Below are 16,031 nucleotides of genomic sequence, written 5' to 3'. Positions count from 1 at the left end.
TTACTTAAATTGTTTGAGGAAACGTAAATCGTTTTCGAAGAATGCGCGCAGATCGGTCACGCCATAGCGCAACATGGTCAGACGCTCCATGCCCATACCAAAGGCGAAACCGGAGTAAACTTCCGGGTCAATGCCGACATTGCGCAGCACATTAGGGTGCACCATGCCGCAGCCCAGCACTTCCAGCCACTTGCCGTTTTTACCCATGACGTCCACTTCTGCTGAAGGCTCAGTAAACGGGAAGTAGGACGGACGGAAACGAATCTGCAAATCTTCTTCGAAGAAGTTGTTGAGGAAATCGTGCAGCGTGCCTTTGAGATTGGTAAAGCTGATGTTTTTATCCACGATCAGCCCTTCCATCTGATGGAACATTGGCGTGTGGGTCTGATCGTAATCGTTACGGTAGACGCGGCCTGGCGCGATGATACGAATCGGCGGCTGCTGAGCCTGCATAGTACGGATCTGCACGCCGGAAGTCTGGGTACGCAACAGACGGGTGGCGTCAAACCAGAAGGTATCGTGATCGGCACGCGCCGGGTGGTGAGCAGGAATATTGAGTGCATCAAAGTTATGATAATCATCTTCAATTTCCGGCCCGGTGACGACAGCAAAGCCTAACTCACCGAAGAAGGTCTCAATGCGATCCATCGTGCGGGTGACCGGATGCAGGCCGCCATTTTCAATGCGGCGACCCGGCAGTGACACATCGATGGTCTCTTCCGCCAGACGCGCATTCAGCGCCGCCGATTCCAGCGCCTCTTTACGCGCGTTCAGGCGGTCGGTGACCTGCTGTTTCGCTTCGTTGATTACCGCACCGGCTGCAGGGCGCTCTTCAGCAGGCAACTCGCGCAAGGTGGTCATCTGTAATGTCAGATGCCCTTTCTTACCGAGATATTCGACGCGCACCGCGTCAAGGGCGGCGATATCTGTCGCCCCGTCGATAGCCGCCGTGGCGCTGGCCACCAGTTCTGCGAGTTGGGACATAATTTCCTCTTTTTCCAGTCAGGCTGGTCAGTTCTTGTTGGGACCTGCCGGTCCAGTATGCTAACGCCAGAAACAAAAAAGCCTCCACGAGGGAGGCTTTTAGCGCGATTTTTCGTTTCTTTTCTTATGCGCAAAAGCCCCCGGATGTCAGGCGCTAAAGTAAAAAAAGAAACGGAAAATAGCAGCATTCATGCTTGCAGTTACCTTGTCATGCTTTACGAGGGCACTATTGAAATGCGCGGAGACGAAAATGTCAATCTTTTGCGCAGCTTACAGGCAATAAAAAAGGGAGCAAGCTCCCTTTTTCATCTGACTTACGCCAGAGCTGATTTCGCTTTTTCGACCAGTGCAGTGAAGGCCACTTTGTCGAATACGGCGATATCGGCCAGGATCTTACGGTCGATCTCAATGGCTGCTTTTTTCAGACCATTGATGAAACGGCTGTAAGACATGCCGTTCTGACGAGCCGCTGCGTTGATACGCGCGATCCACAGCTGACGGAACTGACGCTTACGCTGACGACGGTCACGGTAAGCATACTGACCAGCTTTGATAACAGCCTGGAAGGCAACGCGGTAAACACGTGAACGTGCACCGTAATAGCCTTTAGCTTGTTTTAAGATTTTTTTGTGACGTGCGCGAGCAACTACACCACGTTTAACGCGAGCCATGTGAGCTCTCCTGTTCTATATTCTGTTTAAAAAAAATGGACTTATGCGTACGGCAGGCAGGCAGAAACCAGACCCAGATCGCCTTTTGACACCATGCCTTTAGGGCGCAGGTGACGTTTACGCTTAGTAGATTTTTTGGTCAGAATATGACGCAGGTTTGCGTGTTTACGCTTGAAGCCGCCAGAAGCGGTCTTCTTGAAGCGCTTAGCCGCGCCACGTACAGTTTTAATCTTTGGCATTTTTAAAAATATCCACTTCGCATTGTTGATAACATGACCCAGACAGGCGAACAGAAAACCGCACAACGCGAACGCTGCGCGGTTAATGTTACTTGAAAGCCTACTGTTTCTTCTTAGGAGCGAGCACCATGATCATCTGGCGGCCTTCGATCTTCGAAGGGAAGGATTCGACAATGGCCAAATCCAGATCTTCACACAGGTCTTTACGGACGCGGTTAAGCACTTCCATACCGATCTGCTGGTGCGCCATCTCACGACCACGGAAACGCAGCGTGATTTTGGCTTTATCGCCATCTTCCAGAAAGCGAATCAGGTTGCGTAGTTTGACCTGATAGTCGCCATCATCGGTTCCAGGACGGAATTTAATTTCCTTAACCTGAATAACTTTTTGCTTCTTCTTCTGTTCCTTAGAAGATTTGCTTTTTTCGTAGAGGAACTTGCCGTAATCCATAATACGGCAAACCGGCGGTTCGGCGTTCGGGCTAATTTCGACTAAGTCAGCACCCGATTCCTCGGCTTTTTCCAGAGCTTCGCGTAATGAGACGATGCCAAGTGGCTCGCCATCCATGCCCGTTAAGCGCACTTCAGTTGCGCGGATTTCGCTGTTAATTTTGTTCGGACGCGTCGGTAGTACTCGTTTTCCGCCTTTAATACTTTATTCCTCCAGTTGATGAAGATTTCGGCTGCGAATCTCTTGTTGTAACTTCTCAACAAAGAGATCGACATCCATCGACCCCAGGTCTTTACCACGGCGGGTGCGAACGGCAACTTTGCCTGCTTCCACCTCTTTATCACCGCAGACCAGCATATAAGGGACGCGACGTAATGTGTGCTCGCGGATTTTAAAGCCTATCTTCTCATTTCTCAAGTCTGCCTTCACACGAATGCCAGCATTCTGCAGCTTACGCGTTAAAGACTCAACATATTCCGCTTGTCCATCGGTAATATTCATGACCACGACCTGCTGTGGTGCCAGCCAGGTTGGGAAGAAACCAGCAAATTCTTCGGTCAGAATACCGATGAAGCGTTCCATCGATCCCAGAATCGCACGGTGAATCATCACAGGCGTCTGACGATCGTTATTTTCACCCACATACGTCGCTTCAAGACGTTTTGGCAGGGAGAAGTCTAGCTGAACGGTTCCACACTGCCAGGCGCGATCAAGACAATCGTACAGGGTAAACTCAATTTTCGGGCCGTAGAAGGCACCTTCGCCTGGCTGGAACTCAAACTCAATGTTGTTTTCGTTCAGCGCGGCAGCCAGATCTTCCTCGGCACGGTCCCACATCTCATCGGTGCCGATGCGCTTCTCAGGACGGGTAGAGAGTTTGACCACAATCTTTTCGAAGCCGAAGGTGCTGTACATGTCATAAACCATGCGGATACAGCTGTTCACTTCGTCACGCACCTGCTCTTCTGTACAGAAGACGTGGGCATCATCCTGGGTAAAGCCGCGTACACGCATCAGGCCATGCAGCGCACCTGATGGCTCATTACGGTGACAGCTACCGAACTCGGCCATACGCAGCGGCAGGTCACGGTACGATTTCAGACCCTGATTAAAGATCTGAACGTGTCCCGGACAGTTCATCGGTTTAATGCAATATTCACGGTTCTCAGACGAGGTGGTGAACATCGCTTCTTTATAGTTTTCCCAGTGCCCGGTTTTTTCCCACAGGACGCGGTCCATCATGAACGGACCCTTCACTTCCTGGTACTGGTACTCTTTCAGCTTGCTGCGGACAAACACTTCCAGTTCGCGGAAGATGGTCCAGCCGTCGTTATGCCAGAAGACCATACCGGGTGCTTCTTCCTGCATGTGGTAGAGATCCAGCTGCTTACCAATCTTGCGATGGTCACGCTTTGCCGCCTCTTCCAGACGCTGCAGATAGGCTGCCAGCTGCTTTTTGTCTGCCCATGCGGTGCCATAGATGCGTTGCAGCATCTTGTTGCTGCTGTCGCCGCGCCAGTAGGCACCGGAGATCTTCTGCAGTTTAAAGTGATGGCAGAACCGCATGTTCGGCACGTGCGGACCGCGGCACATGTCGACATATTCTTCATGATGATAGAGGCCAGGCTTATCGTCGTGGCTGATGTTTTCATCAAGAATGGTGGTTTTGTAGATTTCGCCGCGCGCCGCAAAGACGTCACGGGCTTCCTGCCAGCTGACCTTTTTCTTCACCACATCGTAGTTGGTCTCAGCCAGCTGATGCATGCGTTTTTCCAGCAGGTCGATATCTTCCTGGGTCAGCGTACGATCGATGTCGACATCATAATAGAAGCCGTTATCAATGACCGGGCCAATCGCCATTTTCGTATCCGGCCACAGCTGCTTGATGGCATGCCCTAACAGGTGCGCGCAGGAGTGACGGATGATTTCCAGACCGGCTTCATCTTTTGCAGTGATAATCGCCACGGCGGCGTCTTCGGTGATGGGATCGACCGCATCAACCAGTTCACCGTTCACGCGGCCAGCGATACAGGCTTTCGCCAGACCCGGCCCGATGTCCAGCGCGATATCCATCACACTGACAGGGCGGTCGAACACACGCTGGCTACCATCAGGAAGCGTAATTACAGGCATTTCTAATCCTTATTTGCAGTGGTAGGCCACACGAAAGCCTACATGCAACGTCATGTAAAATGGGTGACCTGGCGTAACATCAGACCCACATTGTCGGAATGTCGCCAGGATTGCCGTGCGGGGCAGATGATAGCAGTTTTCCCGGTCGAGAAAAACCATCCCCTTTTTGCTAAGCCGTGGAGAGATCAAAAAAAAGCGGCCTGACAGAGTGTCAGGCCGCAGGGCAGACCACGGGTAAAATTGCGCTTACATCGCGTAGGAGAGCATAACCGAGGTTTTGGTGTCGGTGCGATCCGGCGCAGATTCCGGCGGATTGTTGTTCCAGGTCACGTTGTACGCCAGCTTCAGGGCGAAGTGGCTGTTAATTGCCACCTGCAGGCCGGTTTCAGAGTTCACGGTGGTATCTTCACCGAAGCTGCTCAGTACAGACACACCCTGGACAAATTTGGTGGTGTCAGTGAGCTGCCACTGATAGCTGACCGCGCCATAGCCCAGCGCTTTAGTTTCGTGGCCGCCATCGTGGAAATCGTCATAGCGCACACCCGGACCAAATTCCGCACGCAGTGAATGCACCGGACCGTTCAGGATCTGACGACCGTAACCGGCTGTCAGAACGTCACGCGAATCGTAACCATTGAAACGATCGCTTAACCAGCTCGCCTGACCAAACAGGTAGTCATAGTTGCTGACGTTGTAACGTGAACGGCCGCCGATGCTGTAGGTCTCGGAAGAGCGCTCATCGTTTGACGAGGTGTTGGCCGCGTTACCCCACAAGCTGTAAGCCATTGATGACTGATACCAGGTCATATTGGTCTGAGCGGTCATTGATGAACTGGTGGTGTTACCGGTTTGCGCCAGGTATCCCGCAGCAGCTGAGCCTTCAAACGGCTTTTTCGCCGTAGAGGGGTCATCCATTGAGGTGAATACGGCGTTATCGGCCAGTGCCTGGTGACAAAATGCTCCGGCGGAGAGCAGAAGAACAGCAGACAGCTTGTTATAGGCTTTCATTAAATGTGATCCGTGCGACAGTTTAAAAAACGAAGAGTCTGAAGCGTTTTGCCCGGCATTCAATGCAATTTACGGTAAGTTTTGTAAAAAAATATTAACTCACCCGAAATGCGTGGAATCAGCCCTGCAACACGTGTTAATTGGGACTCATCTGATTAACGTCGCGCATTATAGTGCTGCGAAAGGGAAAAGATAGCCGTAGCCGCAGAAGATTTTTCCACCCCCGCGCACCTGCCTGACAGGAATTTACGCCCGGCATCACGGCAGGCACCGCGCATCCCCTTCATAATTCGCCTGATTTTTCACCATGGTCTACGCTCAGTTCAGTTTCCCTTCCCCGGAGGTACCTCATGAGCAATAACGCCTTAACACGCTATATCGTGACCTTTCACTATCAGGAATCGGGATTAAGCGACATCCTGGAGCTGACCAGCGCCATGACAGCGGCCGGTTTCACCACCACCCTGGCTGACGATGAGGGCCACCCGCATGAACTCGGGACCAACAGCTTTGGTATTGTCAGCCCGCTGTCGCCTGAAGCGCTGCAGCAGCAGGCCACTGCGGCGGGTGAAAGCGTGCTGGGTCAGCGGCCGGACGTGACCGTGACGACCTTCGAAGCGTTTCTGCGCGACACCGCTGAACATCGCCCTACCCGCTCCGCACCAGAATAAGAGGTGCAATCGGGCTGGTTTTGGTGAATATTTACGCAGTACAATCTGTCTTACGCAGCGAATAACGAGGATAGCCCAATGTGGTCAGCCATTAGTCGTCTGTTAAGCGAGCAGTTAGGCAATGCCGAAATCACCGAACGTCACGCCCTGGCCGGCGGCGACATCCATCCCACCTGGCGTATCCGCTACGGTGATCACGACGTGTTCGTCAAAAGTAACAGCCGGGACAGGCTGTCACTCTTCACCTGGGAAGCTGACCAGCTGGCGCTGCTGGCGCGCACCGGCACGGTTCGCGTGCCGGAGGTCTATGGCGTAGGCCAGCACCGCGAGGAGAGCTTCCTGCTGCTGGAATATATTCCGCCTCAGCCACTTGATGAGCAGAGTGCCTGGCGGCTCGGGCAGCAGCTGGCGCACCTTCATCAGTGGAGCGAGCAGACACAGTTCGGTCTCGATTTCGACAACAACATCACCACGACTCCTCAGCCCAACAGCTGGCTGCGCCGCTGGTCGGTCTTTTTTGCCGAGCAGCGCATCGGCTGGCAGTTACAGCTGGCGGCAGAAAAAGGGGTGCTCTACGGGGATACCGAGCTGATCATTGCTGCCGTGCAGCGGGTGCTGGGCTCCCATCATCCGCAGCCGTCGCTGCTGCATGGCGACCTCTGGCCAGCCAACTGTGCCAGCAGCCACAGCGGCCCCTGGGTGTTCGATCCTGCCTGCTACTGGGGCGACCGGGAGTGCGATTTAGCCATGCTGAGCTGGTACCCCGACCTGCCGCGTCAGATTTACGACGGCTATCAGTCGGTCTGGCCGTTACCGGATGGGTTCTCGCAGCGTCTGCCGGTCTATCAGCTCTACTATTTGCTGAACCGGGCTAACGTCTTTGGCGGGCACTGGCCGGACGACGCACAGTTCGCCATCGGCCAGTTGCTGGAAGAGGATGCGCTGAGCGCCAGTCAGGCCAGACCGGCCTGACGACGCCCTCAGATAAAGCCGAGCAGTGACAGCACGAAATAACCGGCTACCGCAATGACCACGGGCAGGATGTAAAGCGGGAAGATCTGCAGGAAGATGGTGTGACGGGGTACGCGCACCTTCTCTTCCAGCTGCTGACGGCTTCGCCCTTCGCTGCCCTTTGCCTGCTCCAGGATCATCTGATCTTCAATGCCCTCTCTGACATGACGGGCCTGACGCCCCATGCGCGCGCCGGATGACTCCAGTGCCAGTCCGACAAAAATCAGGATGTAGATCAGCCAGAATCCCAGGTTCATCTGACCATTAAATTCCGGCACCGGGGAGTTGTGCCAGAAGATGTTCAGGAAGGGGGTGTTAAAGCGAAGCATATCGACGATAACATGAACAAAATCGAGCATTACCGCGTCGATACCTGGCTGCTTCTCACTGTGCTTAAACATAAAGCTCAGCACCGAAATAATGGTCGACAGCAGCGCCACCAGAAAGAGCACCCAGCCTGCCACACGCTTGAGGATGGCGATGCGGCCAGCCTGTTGATAGGTCATAATATCTCCTGAACCCGAAATCCGATTTGCCGTAAGTCTACCTGCCAATGAAGAAATTTCCCAAAAAAAGCATGGCCGACGGGCGAAGCGTGCGCCAGCCGGGAATGATGCTATGGTAAAACCGACTTTAAAAGGAGACCTCTGATGCCCTATCACCGCCCTGTCCTCGCCGCCCTGTTTGATATGGATGGTTTACTGATCGATTCTGAGCCGCTGTGGGATCAGGCTGAGCTGGATATCTTTTCAACGCTGGATGTTGACCTGTCACGTCGCAGTGAAATGCCCGACACGCTGGGTTTGCGCATCGACCAGACGGTGCGGATGTGGTACGAAACGCTGCCGTGGCAGGGTCCGTCGCAGCAGGAGGTCACGGAGCGGATTATCGTGCGCGCCATGACGCTGGTGGATCAGACCCGCCCCCTGTTGCCGGGCGTGGAAACCGCGCTGCAACTCTGTCAGGAGCAGGGACTGAAGATTGGCCTGGCGTCCGCCTCTCCGATGGCGATGCTGGAACAGGTGCTGGAGATCTTTAATCTGCGCCACTATTTTGATGTGCTCTCCTCCGCAGAAGCTCTGCCCTATAGCAAGCCCCATCCGCAGGTCTATCTCAATGCCGCCGCCAGTCTGGGAATCGATCCGCTGAACTGCGTCACGCTGGAGGATTCGTTTAACGGCATGATCGCCACTAAAGCGGCCCGCATGCGGTCGATTGTGGTACCTGCCGCTGAGCACCGCGACGATCCCCGCTGGGCGCTGGCGGATGTCCGGCTGGACAATCTGACGCAGCTTAGCCCGACGCATCTGAAAGGCTGACCCCCCGCCCGCTTTAAGCGGGCTTTTTTTTGCTCAGGCATTCTGCGGTTGATCTGAATCTCAAAAAATTAAAACAGCGTTTCATTTTTATTGAATCGCTGTCTCACCCTGCCTAAGATGCCCACATCGTCCCCTGATCGGGGGATGAATAACCTGACTCCAGAGGGGCACGAGATGGACATTCGCCAGAGCATTCACAGCGATCACGCTAAACAACTCGACACTGACGCACTGCGCCAGGCATTTCTGATTGAAAAGATATTTACCGCCGATCACTACACCCTGACCTACAGCCACATTGACCGCATCATTACGGGCGGCGTCATGCCGGTGAATCAGCCGGTCACGATGGGGGATGAGATGGGCAAACAGCTGGGCGTCGCCTGGTTTCTCGAACGCCGTGAACTGGGCATGATCAATATTGGCGGTCCGGGTCTGGTGGAGGTGGATGGCAAAACGTGGGAAATCGGTCACGAAGAGGCGCTCTATATCGGCAAAGGGGCGCGCGATCTGCTGTTTCGCAGCCTCGACGCATCGCGGCCCGCAAAATTTTATTTCAACAGTGCACCGGCGCACACCACCTTTCCGGACAGGAAGATCACGCTGCAGGAGGCGGTCAACGCCACGCTGGGCGATGCGGCAAGCGCTAATCGCCGCACCATACACAAATTTATCGTGCCCGACGTGTTGCCTACCTGTCAGCTCACGATGGGCCTGACCAGGCTGCATGAGGGCAGTCTCTGGAACACCATGCCCTGTCACACCCACGAACGCCGCATGGAAGTCTATTTCTATTTCGACATGAGCGAAGATCACGCCGTCTTCCACATGATGGGAGAGCCGCAGCAAACCCGTCATCTGCTGGTTCATAACGAGCAGGCGGTGATCTCTCCCAGCTGGTCGATACACGCGGGTGTCGGAACCCAGCGTTACGCCTTTATCTGGGGAATGGTGGGTGAGAATCAGGTCTTTGATGATATGGACGCGGTCAGAATTAGCGAACTGCGTTAAGCGGAGGACAAGCCGAATGGTACTGAACAGATTTGATTTGACAGGCAAAGTCGCCGTCGTGACCGGCTGTAATACCGGGCTTGGCCAGGGGATGGCACTGGGGCTGGCGCAGGCTGGCTGCGACATTGTGGGCATCAACCGCATCGAACCGGCTGACACGCAGCATAAAGTGGAAGCACTTGGCCGCCGCTTCTGGTCCGTTTCAGCCGATCTGATGTCTCCTGAGGTCATCCCGCAGGTCGCGGAAGAGGCGGTCGCCGCGGCAGGCAGAGTGGATATCCTGGTCAACAATGCCGGGATTATCCGTCGTGAGGATGCCCTGAAATTCAGCGTGCAGGACTGGGATGATGTGATGAATATCAACTGCAAGACGGTGTTTTTCCTCTCACAGCAAATCGCGCAGCGGTTTATCGCGCAGGGAAGCGGCGGCAAAATCATTAATATTGCGTCCATGCTCTCGTTTCAGGGAGGCATTCGCGTCCCCTCTTACACCGCCTCAAAAAGCGCTGTCATGGGCTTAACCCGTCTGATGGCTAACGAGTGGGGACGGCATGGCATCAATGTTAATGCTATCGCGCCGGGCTACATGGCGACCGATAATACCGAACCCCTGCGCAAAGATGCGGCGCGCAGCGCTGAGATCCTTGACCGTATTCCGGCAGGCCGCTGGGGCGTGCCGGATGACATGATGGGGCCGGTGGTCTTTCTGGCCTCATCTGCAGCAGACTATATTAATGGTTACACGCTGGCGGTTGATGGCGGCTGGCTGGCCCGCTAGAAAACGGGGTGAGCCGTGACATGCCGCGGCTCGCCTTGTAAAAAAATTCACTGTTAGTTACAGCGTCACATGTTCTCATTTACTGGATAAATCCCTATACTGGATGCATCGACAGTTTCTTAGCATCCAGGTTCTATCATGACGGGCGAAGGCCACATCATTTTTGCCATTGCCAGCGCTATTTTTGCCAAACGTGCGGAGCTGACCCCGGTTCTGGCGCAGGCCGACTGGTGGCATCTCGTTCCTTCAGCCCTGCTGACATGTCTGTTGCCCGACATCGATCACCCTAAATCCCTGCTGGGACAGCGGCTGCGCTGGCTCTCACAGCCGATTGCGCGCGCTTTTGGTCACCGGGGCTTTACCCACAGCCTGCTGGCGGTGGCCGCCGGTTTATGGCTTTTTCAGATTAACCTGCCCAAATCGTCACCCATACCGCCTGATGTCCTGCAGGGTCTGACCCTGGGCTACCTCAGCCATATTGTGGCCGATATGCTGACGCCTGCGGGGGTGCCACTGCTGTGGCCCTGCCGCTGGCGCTTCCGCCTGCCGATTCTGCGCAGCCAGAAAGGCAATCAGCTTGAGCGGGTATTGTGTCTGGGTCTGGTGGGCTATGCGCTCTGGTTTCCGGTGGGAATGCCTTCCTTTGGTGCAAACGGCTGGCCGACCCAGCTGTTCGATACGCTGCAGAATGGGGTCGGACGGTTAATTTCCAGTCATACCGCGCAATAAACCCGCAAAAATCAACAGTTAGTTATAAACCATGCCATTTGGATATAAGGCAGCCTCTCCGGCTGCTGTTACCATTCCTGCTGTCTTAATTCGTGATTAACATTATGCGGCCTCTCCCGGACGACAGGCCGCATTACTCTGGAGTTTCGGTATGGACCTTCCTCTTACGCTTAATATCGTGGCCTTCGTGGTGCTGCTGGTATTACTCTCCCGCTTCAGCCGCCATAGCTGGAGCCTGTCGAAGAAAGTGTTGATCGGTCTGGTGATCGGTGTGCTGTTCGGCCTGGTGCTGCAGCTGATCTACGGTGAAAACAGCGCCGTGGTCAAAACGTCGATCAGCTGGTTTAACATCGTTGGCAATGGTTATGTCCAGCTGCTGCAGATGGTCGTCATGCCGCTGGTGTTCGTCTCGATTCTGAGTGCGGTCGCCCGTCTGCATAACGCCTCGTCGCTGGGAAAAATCAGCGTACTGACCATTGGCGTACTGCTCTTTACCACCGCGATTTCTGCGCTGGTCGGCGTCTTCGTGACCGGTCTGTTTGGCCTCAGCGCGGAAGGTCTGGTGCAGGGTGTCCAGGAAACCGCACGCCTGAGTGCGATCCAGAGCAACTATGTCGGCAAGGTCTCCGACCTGAGCGTGCCTCAGCTGGTGCTCTCCTTTATCCCGAAAAATCCGTTTGCCGATCTGACCGGTGCTAATCCGACCTCCATCATCAGCGTGGTCATTTTTGCCGCCTTCCTGGGGATGGCCGCTCTGCAACTGCTGAAAGATGACCAGGAGAAAGGTCAGCGGGTGCTGGTGGCGATTGACACCCTGCAGTCGTGGGTCATGAAGCTGGTGCGTTTAGTGATGAAGCTGACGCCGTATGGCGTGCTGGCGCTGATGACCAAAGTGGTGGCCGGTTCTAACCTGCAGGACATCATCAAGCTGGGCAGTTTTGTGGTCGCCTCTTACCTCGGTCTGGCGATAATGTTTGCGGTTCATGCCCTGCTGCTGTCGGTAAACGGCATCAACCCGCTGCGCTTCTTCCGCAAAGTGTGGCCGGTGATTACGTTCGCCTTTACCAGCCGCTCCAGCGCCGCCAGCATTCCGCTGAGCGTAGAGACTCAGACCCGTCGCCTGGGCGTGCCAGAGTCTGTGGCGAGCTTTGCAGCCTCCTTTGGTGCCACGATCGGCCAGAACGGCTGTGCCGGTCTCTATCCGACCATGCTGGCGGTGATGGTGGCGCCTACGGTTGGCATCAACCCGTTTGATCCGCTGTGGATTGCAACGCTGGTCGGGATCGTCACCCTGAGTTCAGCCGGTGTGGCCGGTGTCGGCGGCGGTGCGACGTTTGCCGCCCTGATTGTGCTGCCTGCGATGGGCCTGCCGGTGACCCTGGTTGCGCTGCTGATCTCTATCGAGCCGCTGATCGATATGGGCCGTACCGCCCTGAACGTCAATGGCTCCATGACCGCCGGTTCACTCACCAGCCGCTGGTTAGGCCTGACCGACAGGCGCGTGCTGGAAAGTGACGACCACGCCGAACTGGCGCACCGCTAATCTCTGCTCAACCTGGCGCATCCGCGCCAGGTTAATCCCTTCCCGCTCTCCATAATCTTCCCTGTTCATGGCGACGCCGTTAAGAAAGCGTTAAGCGTGGTAAACAGGCGAAAATCCGCCGCTTTAGCGCTTGTCTTTCTTCTGTAAAAAGCGAATTCTGCCTCCACTCGTCTGTGGAGAATGCCCGATGAAAAAAATGATCGCCTCACTTCTGACGCTGACACTCTTAGCGCCCGCCCTGGCTTCTGCGCATCCCGGCGGCTGGGGCCCGCCAGGAGGATGGGGACCGCATGACGGATGGGGCCGGCACGGTGGCCCCGGTCCGCGCTGGGGAGGGCCAGGTCCGTTGCGCTTTCTGCCCGAGGCCGCCACCGCCGTATTGATTGGCGGGCTGACCTACTACCTGCTCAACGGTAACTATTATCAGCGTCACGGTGAGGAGTATGTCGTGGTGGCGCCACCGCCAGAGACGCGGATCAGCGGTGAGATGCATGTGCTGGATTTCAACGGCAGGCGTTTTTATGTGCAGGATGGCCACTACTACCAGCGGCAGATTGACGGCGATTATGTCGAGGTGCCGCGCCCGGCAGGATTGTAACGGCAGGCTTGCCTCCCACTCTTCGCGCCGGAGGGCATGAAACAGTGCCCCAACGAAAAACGGCCCGTCATAAAGACGGGCCGTTTACCATTCAGAAGCAGCGATTACTGCTGAACCTGCGGATCGGTGTCATACTCCGCGCAGCTCTGGAAGCCGTAGTTCATGACACGGCCGGTGTCGTTATAGCTCACGAAGTAAGTCTGTGCTTTACCGTCGCGCTGACCCAGAACATACGTCTGGCAGGTGCCGCGCGCGTGGACCATGGTAATTTCAGTTGAAGGCGAACCGGCGATCTGACGGACCTGATCGCGGGTCATCCCCTTTTTAACATCCTTAACGACTGGCTTAGTCACGTAGCTTTCCGCACGATCGTAAGTCGTACAACCAGACAGTGCCGCCAGTGTCAGCGCCGCAGCGATACATCCCATCACCTTCTTCATCTTGTTGTTCCTCATTTATTGTCCATGTGGCATCAAGCCTGGAACATAAATGCAGGTTTATCAAGTTTATGGCGGCCTTTTTGTGGCAGACGGAATGTCAGGATTCCGTAAAGAAGGCTGTTTTGCTGTCAACAGAGACGTATACTCCCCGTCATCCGAACCCTCTGATTTTGCGCCGTTTCCGTGACGCTGTCCTGCGCGGATGCCGATCAGGGTGCCCGCCGCACTGCCGGACGCTCTCTGGCGCAGGCTGGCCCGCTTTCTCTTCACCCCATCGCTGACGACCCCGAGGAATAATGACTCCTGCACACTCCAACCGCCTGGTTTATGCCATCACGCTGGGCCTGCTGGCCGCACTGGGCCCGCTCTGTATCGATCTCTATCTGCCCGCTCTGCCTCAGATGGCGCGGGACCTCAACACCGAAACCGCCACGGCTCAGCTGAGTCTGACCGCCGGCCTGCTGGGGCTGGGAGTTGGCCAGCTGCTGTTTGGCCCGATGAGTGACAAGTTCGGCCGTCTGCGTCCGCTGACCCTGTCACTGGTGCTGTTGTTTATCGCCTCGCTGGGCTGCGCACTGGCGCAGGATATCCACCAGCTGCTGGTGGCGCGCCTGTTCGAAGGCTTAGCCGGGGCCGGTGGCGCAGTGCTGTCACGGGCGATAGCGCGCGATATGTACAGTGGTCATGAACTGACGCGCTTCTTTGCCCTGCTGATGCTGGTCAATGGCCTGGCCCCTATCGGCGCACCGGTGCTGGGCGGCGTGCTGATGACGATCGTCGACTGGCGCGGCATTTTTATGGTGCTGGGCGGCATTGCCATTCTGCTGATACTGCTGGCGCGCTGGAAGCTGCATGAGACGCTGCCGGAAGCCCGCCGCAGCAAAGGATCGATCTTCTCCGCTTACGCCGCGCTCGGCCAGGTGGTGACCCATCGTCCTTTCATGGGCTTCTGCCTGACCCAGGGCTTTATGATGTCGGGCATGTTCGCCTACATCGGCGCCTCTCCGTTCGTGCTGCAGCAGCTCTACGGTCTGTCGCCGCAGGCGTTCAGCTTCTGCTTTGCGGCCAACGGCATCGGTCTGGTGATCGCCTCCCAGACCAGCGCCCGCCTCTGCCCGTTGTGGGGCGAATATCGGGTGCTGAAAGGCGGCCTGACGCTGGCCTTTGTCGCCTCCAGCCTGTTGCTGCTCTGCGCCCTGTTTCAGGCCCCGCTGGCGCTGCTGCTGGTCGCGCTGTTCTTTACCATCGCCAGCAATGGGGTGATTGCCACGACCGCCTCCTCACTGGCGATGCAGAGTCAGGGCCATCGCGCTGGCAGCGCCTCTGCGGTGATTGGTGTCACCATGTTCACGCTGGGGGCGATTACCGTGCCCATCACCGGCATCGGCGGTACCTCGGTGCTGAGCATGTGCGGCACGATCTTCGGCTGCTTTATGCTGGCTATTTTAATGTTTACCGTGCTGGCGAAAAAACCCGAGCCTCAGCTAAAAACTCACTGATTTCGCAATGGTTAGCGCGAATCAGTTAGCGCTTTGGCTTGTTGTTTTCGTGAAGGCACGTTAGCTTTAATAACACGTTCGCATCGAGCCGACAGGCCACTGACCTGAGGAGAAGTTCATGTCACTGCAGCAGGAAATTATTGAAGCCCTGGGTGTGAAGCCCACTATCGACGCCGACCAGGAAGTGCGGGTCAGCGTCGATTTTCTCAAAGCCTACCTGAAACGCCACAGCGGACTGAAAACGCTGGTGCTGGGGATCAGCGGCGGCCAGGACTCTACCCTGGCGGGCGCGCTGTCGCAGCGGGCCATTACGGAACTGCGTGAAGAGACCGGCGATAACGACTACACCTTTATTGCCGTGCGTCTTCCCTATGGGGTACAGGCGGATGAGCAGGATTGCCAGGACGCGCTGGCCTTTATTCAGCCTGACCGCTCACTGGTGGTTAACATCAAAGAGTCGGTCCTGGCCAGCGAGCGCGCGCTGAAAGAGGCCGGGATTACCCTGTCCGATTTTATCCGCGGCAATGAAAAAGCGCGTGAGCGCATGAAGGCGCAGTACAGCATCGCCGGTATGACCAAAGGCGTGGTTGTCGGTACCGATCACGCCGCGGAAGCGGTGACCGGCTTCTTCACCAAATATGGTGACGGCGGCACCGACATTAACCCGCTGTTCCGCCTTAACAAGCGTCAGGGCAAGCAGCTGCTGAAACATCTTGGCTGTCCGGAGCACCTCTATCTGAAGAAGCCGACCGCCGACCTGGAAGATGACCGTCCGGGCCTGCAGGATGAAGTGGCGCTGGGTGTCACCTACGAGATGATTGATGACTATCTGGAAGGAAAAAGTATCCATCCTGACAGCGCGAAAATTATTGAAGGCTGGTATCTCAAAACCGAGCACAAACGTCGTCCGCCGATCACGGTTTTCGACGATTTCTGGAAGTAATCC

19 protein-coding genes and 1 other annotated feature are annotated in these 16,031 nt (G+C 55.9%); of the genes, 10 read left to right on the top strand and 9 right to left on the bottom strand.

Annotation, left to right across the window (positions count from 1 at the left end):
- From pheS to FJW00_RS17820, 7 genes are all read right to left on the bottom strand, one after another.
- Entirely contained in the window at positions 1 to 984 is a 984-nt protein-coding gene (pheS, locus tag FJW00_RS17850; RefSeq protein ID WP_009090534.1) for a phenylalanine--tRNA ligase subunit alpha, read from the bottom strand.
- A 71-nt stretch (positions 985 to 1,055) separates the two neighbouring features.
- Positions 1,056 to 1,181: a sequence feature (Phe leader region), on the bottom strand.
- The gene (gene pheM, locus FJW00_RS22385; RefSeq protein ID WP_106120997.1) at positions 1,132 to 1,176 is read right to left on the bottom strand and encodes a pheST operon leader peptide PheM; all 45 of its coding nucleotides are present in this window, start codon (positions 1,174 to 1,176) and stop codon (positions 1,132 to 1,134) included. Its footprint overlaps the feature before it by 45 nt.
- 117 nt (positions 1,182 to 1,298) lie before the next feature.
- Positions 1,299 to 1,655, bottom strand: a complete 357-nt coding sequence (rplT, locus tag FJW00_RS17840; protein ID WP_006118956.1) for a 50S ribosomal protein L20 — start codon at positions 1,653 to 1,655, stop codon at positions 1,299 to 1,301.
- A gap of 41 nt (positions 1,656 to 1,696) precedes the next feature.
- The gene (gene rpmI / locus FJW00_RS17835) at positions 1,697 to 1,894 is read right to left on the bottom strand and encodes a 50S ribosomal protein L35 (RefSeq protein ID WP_009090535.1); all 198 of its coding nucleotides are present in this window, start codon (positions 1,892 to 1,894) and stop codon (positions 1,697 to 1,699) included.
- A gap of 100 nt (positions 1,895 to 1,994) precedes the next feature.
- Positions 1,995 to 2,546: a translation initiation factor IF-3 gene (gene infC, locus FJW00_RS17830; RefSeq protein WP_033736278.1), complete on the bottom strand. Its 552-nt coding sequence runs from the start codon at positions 2,544 to 2,546 to the stop codon at positions 1,995 to 1,997.
- 3 nt (positions 2,547 to 2,549) lie between these two features.
- Positions 2,550 to 4,478 carry a threonine--tRNA ligase gene (gene thrS / locus FJW00_RS17825; RefSeq protein WP_009090537.1) on the bottom strand — a complete coding sequence of 643 codons (1,929 nt, stop codon included), beginning with the start codon at positions 4,476 to 4,478 and terminating at the stop codon, positions 2,550 to 2,552.
- Between the two features lie 246 nt (positions 4,479 to 4,724).
- Positions 4,725 to 5,486, bottom strand: coding sequence for a DUF481 domain-containing protein (locus FJW00_RS17820; RefSeq protein ID WP_009090538.1), 762 nt, complete (start codon positions 5,484 to 5,486; stop codon positions 4,725 to 4,727).
- A gap of 350 nt (positions 5,487 to 5,836) precedes the next feature.
- Between FJW00_RS17820 and ghoS the strand changes: the two genes are divergently transcribed.
- Both ghoS and FJW00_RS17810 read left to right on the top strand, forming a co-directional pair.
- Entirely contained in the window at positions 5,837 to 6,157 is a 321-nt protein-coding gene (ghoS, locus tag FJW00_RS17815) for a type V toxin-antitoxin system endoribonuclease antitoxin GhoS (RefSeq protein ID WP_009090539.1), read from the top strand.
- A gap of 78 nt (positions 6,158 to 6,235) precedes the next feature.
- Positions 6,236 to 7,129, top strand: a complete 894-nt coding sequence (locus FJW00_RS17810; RefSeq protein ID WP_140925185.1) for a fructosamine kinase family protein — start codon at positions 6,236 to 6,238, stop codon at positions 7,127 to 7,129.
- Between the two features lie 8 nt (positions 7,130 to 7,137).
- Here FJW00_RS17810 and FJW00_RS17805 read toward each other — a convergent pair whose 3' ends face one another.
- Positions 7,138 to 7,674 carry a YniB family protein gene (locus FJW00_RS17805; protein WP_009090542.1) on the bottom strand — a complete coding sequence of 179 codons (537 nt, stop codon included), beginning with the start codon at positions 7,672 to 7,674 and terminating at the stop codon, positions 7,138 to 7,140.
- Positions 7,675 to 7,818: 144 nt separating this feature from the next.
- On the opposite strand from FJW00_RS17805, the gene hxpB reads away from it, so the two are divergent.
- The 6 genes from hxpB to FJW00_RS17775 all read left to right on the top strand — a co-directional run bounded on the left by hxpB (position 7,819) and on the right by FJW00_RS17775 (position 13,146).
- Entirely contained in the window at positions 7,819 to 8,487 is a 669-nt protein-coding gene (hxpB, locus tag FJW00_RS17800; protein ID WP_058956576.1) for a hexitol phosphatase HxpB, read from the top strand.
- Positions 8,488 to 8,661: 174 nt separating this feature from the next.
- A complete protein-coding gene (kduI, locus tag FJW00_RS17795) occupies positions 8,662 to 9,498 on the top strand; it encodes a 5-dehydro-4-deoxy-D-glucuronate isomerase (RefSeq protein ID WP_058956577.1) in 837 nt (278 codons plus the stop codon).
- Positions 9,499 to 9,514: 16 nt separating this feature from the next.
- Positions 9,515 to 10,276 (top strand): 2-dehydro-3-deoxy-D-gluconate 5-dehydrogenase KduD, encoded by a 762-nt coding sequence (gene kduD, locus FJW00_RS17790; RefSeq protein WP_140925183.1) that lies wholly within the window; start codon positions 9,515 to 9,517, stop codon positions 10,274 to 10,276.
- Between the two features lie 138 nt (positions 10,277 to 10,414).
- Positions 10,415 to 11,005, top strand: coding sequence for a metal-dependent hydrolase (locus tag FJW00_RS17785; protein WP_009090554.1), 591 nt, complete (start codon positions 10,415 to 10,417; stop codon positions 11,003 to 11,005).
- Between the two features lie 151 nt (positions 11,006 to 11,156).
- A complete protein-coding gene (locus FJW00_RS17780; protein ID WP_140925181.1) occupies positions 11,157 to 12,548 on the top strand; it encodes an L-cystine transporter in 1,392 nt (463 codons plus the stop codon).
- A gap of 187 nt (positions 12,549 to 12,735) precedes the next feature.
- Entirely contained in the window at positions 12,736 to 13,146 is a 411-nt protein-coding gene (locus tag FJW00_RS17775; RefSeq protein ID WP_140925179.1) for a DUF6515 family protein, read from the top strand.
- A 104-nt stretch (positions 13,147 to 13,250) separates the two neighbouring features.
- Here FJW00_RS17775 and osmE read toward each other — a convergent pair whose 3' ends face one another.
- A complete protein-coding gene (gene osmE / locus FJW00_RS17770) occupies positions 13,251 to 13,586 on the bottom strand; it encodes an osmotically-inducible lipoprotein OsmE (RefSeq protein ID WP_009090559.1) in 336 nt (111 codons plus the stop codon).
- 296 nt (positions 13,587 to 13,882) lie between these two features.
- Between osmE and FJW00_RS17765 the strand changes: the two genes are divergently transcribed.
- Together FJW00_RS17765 and nadE are read left to right on the top strand one after the other, a co-directional pair.
- A complete protein-coding gene (locus FJW00_RS17765) occupies positions 13,883 to 15,085 on the top strand; it encodes a multidrug effflux MFS transporter (protein ID WP_046101715.1) in 1,203 nt (400 codons plus the stop codon).
- Between the two features lie 118 nt (positions 15,086 to 15,203).
- Positions 15,204 to 16,028: an NAD(+) synthase gene (gene nadE / locus FJW00_RS17760; RefSeq protein ID WP_140028465.1), complete on the top strand. Its 825-nt coding sequence runs from the start codon at positions 15,204 to 15,206 to the stop codon at positions 16,026 to 16,028.
- Positions 16,029 to 16,031: the final 3 nt, after the last annotated feature.

It is taken from the genome of Pantoea anthophila (assembly GCF_006494375.1).
Lineage (GTDB): Bacteria > Pseudomonadota > Gammaproteobacteria > Enterobacterales > Enterobacteriaceae > Pantoea > Pantoea anthophila.
The sequence above is the reverse complement of the archived record's forward strand: the minus strand, read 5'-3'. Positions and strand labels throughout refer to the sequence as shown.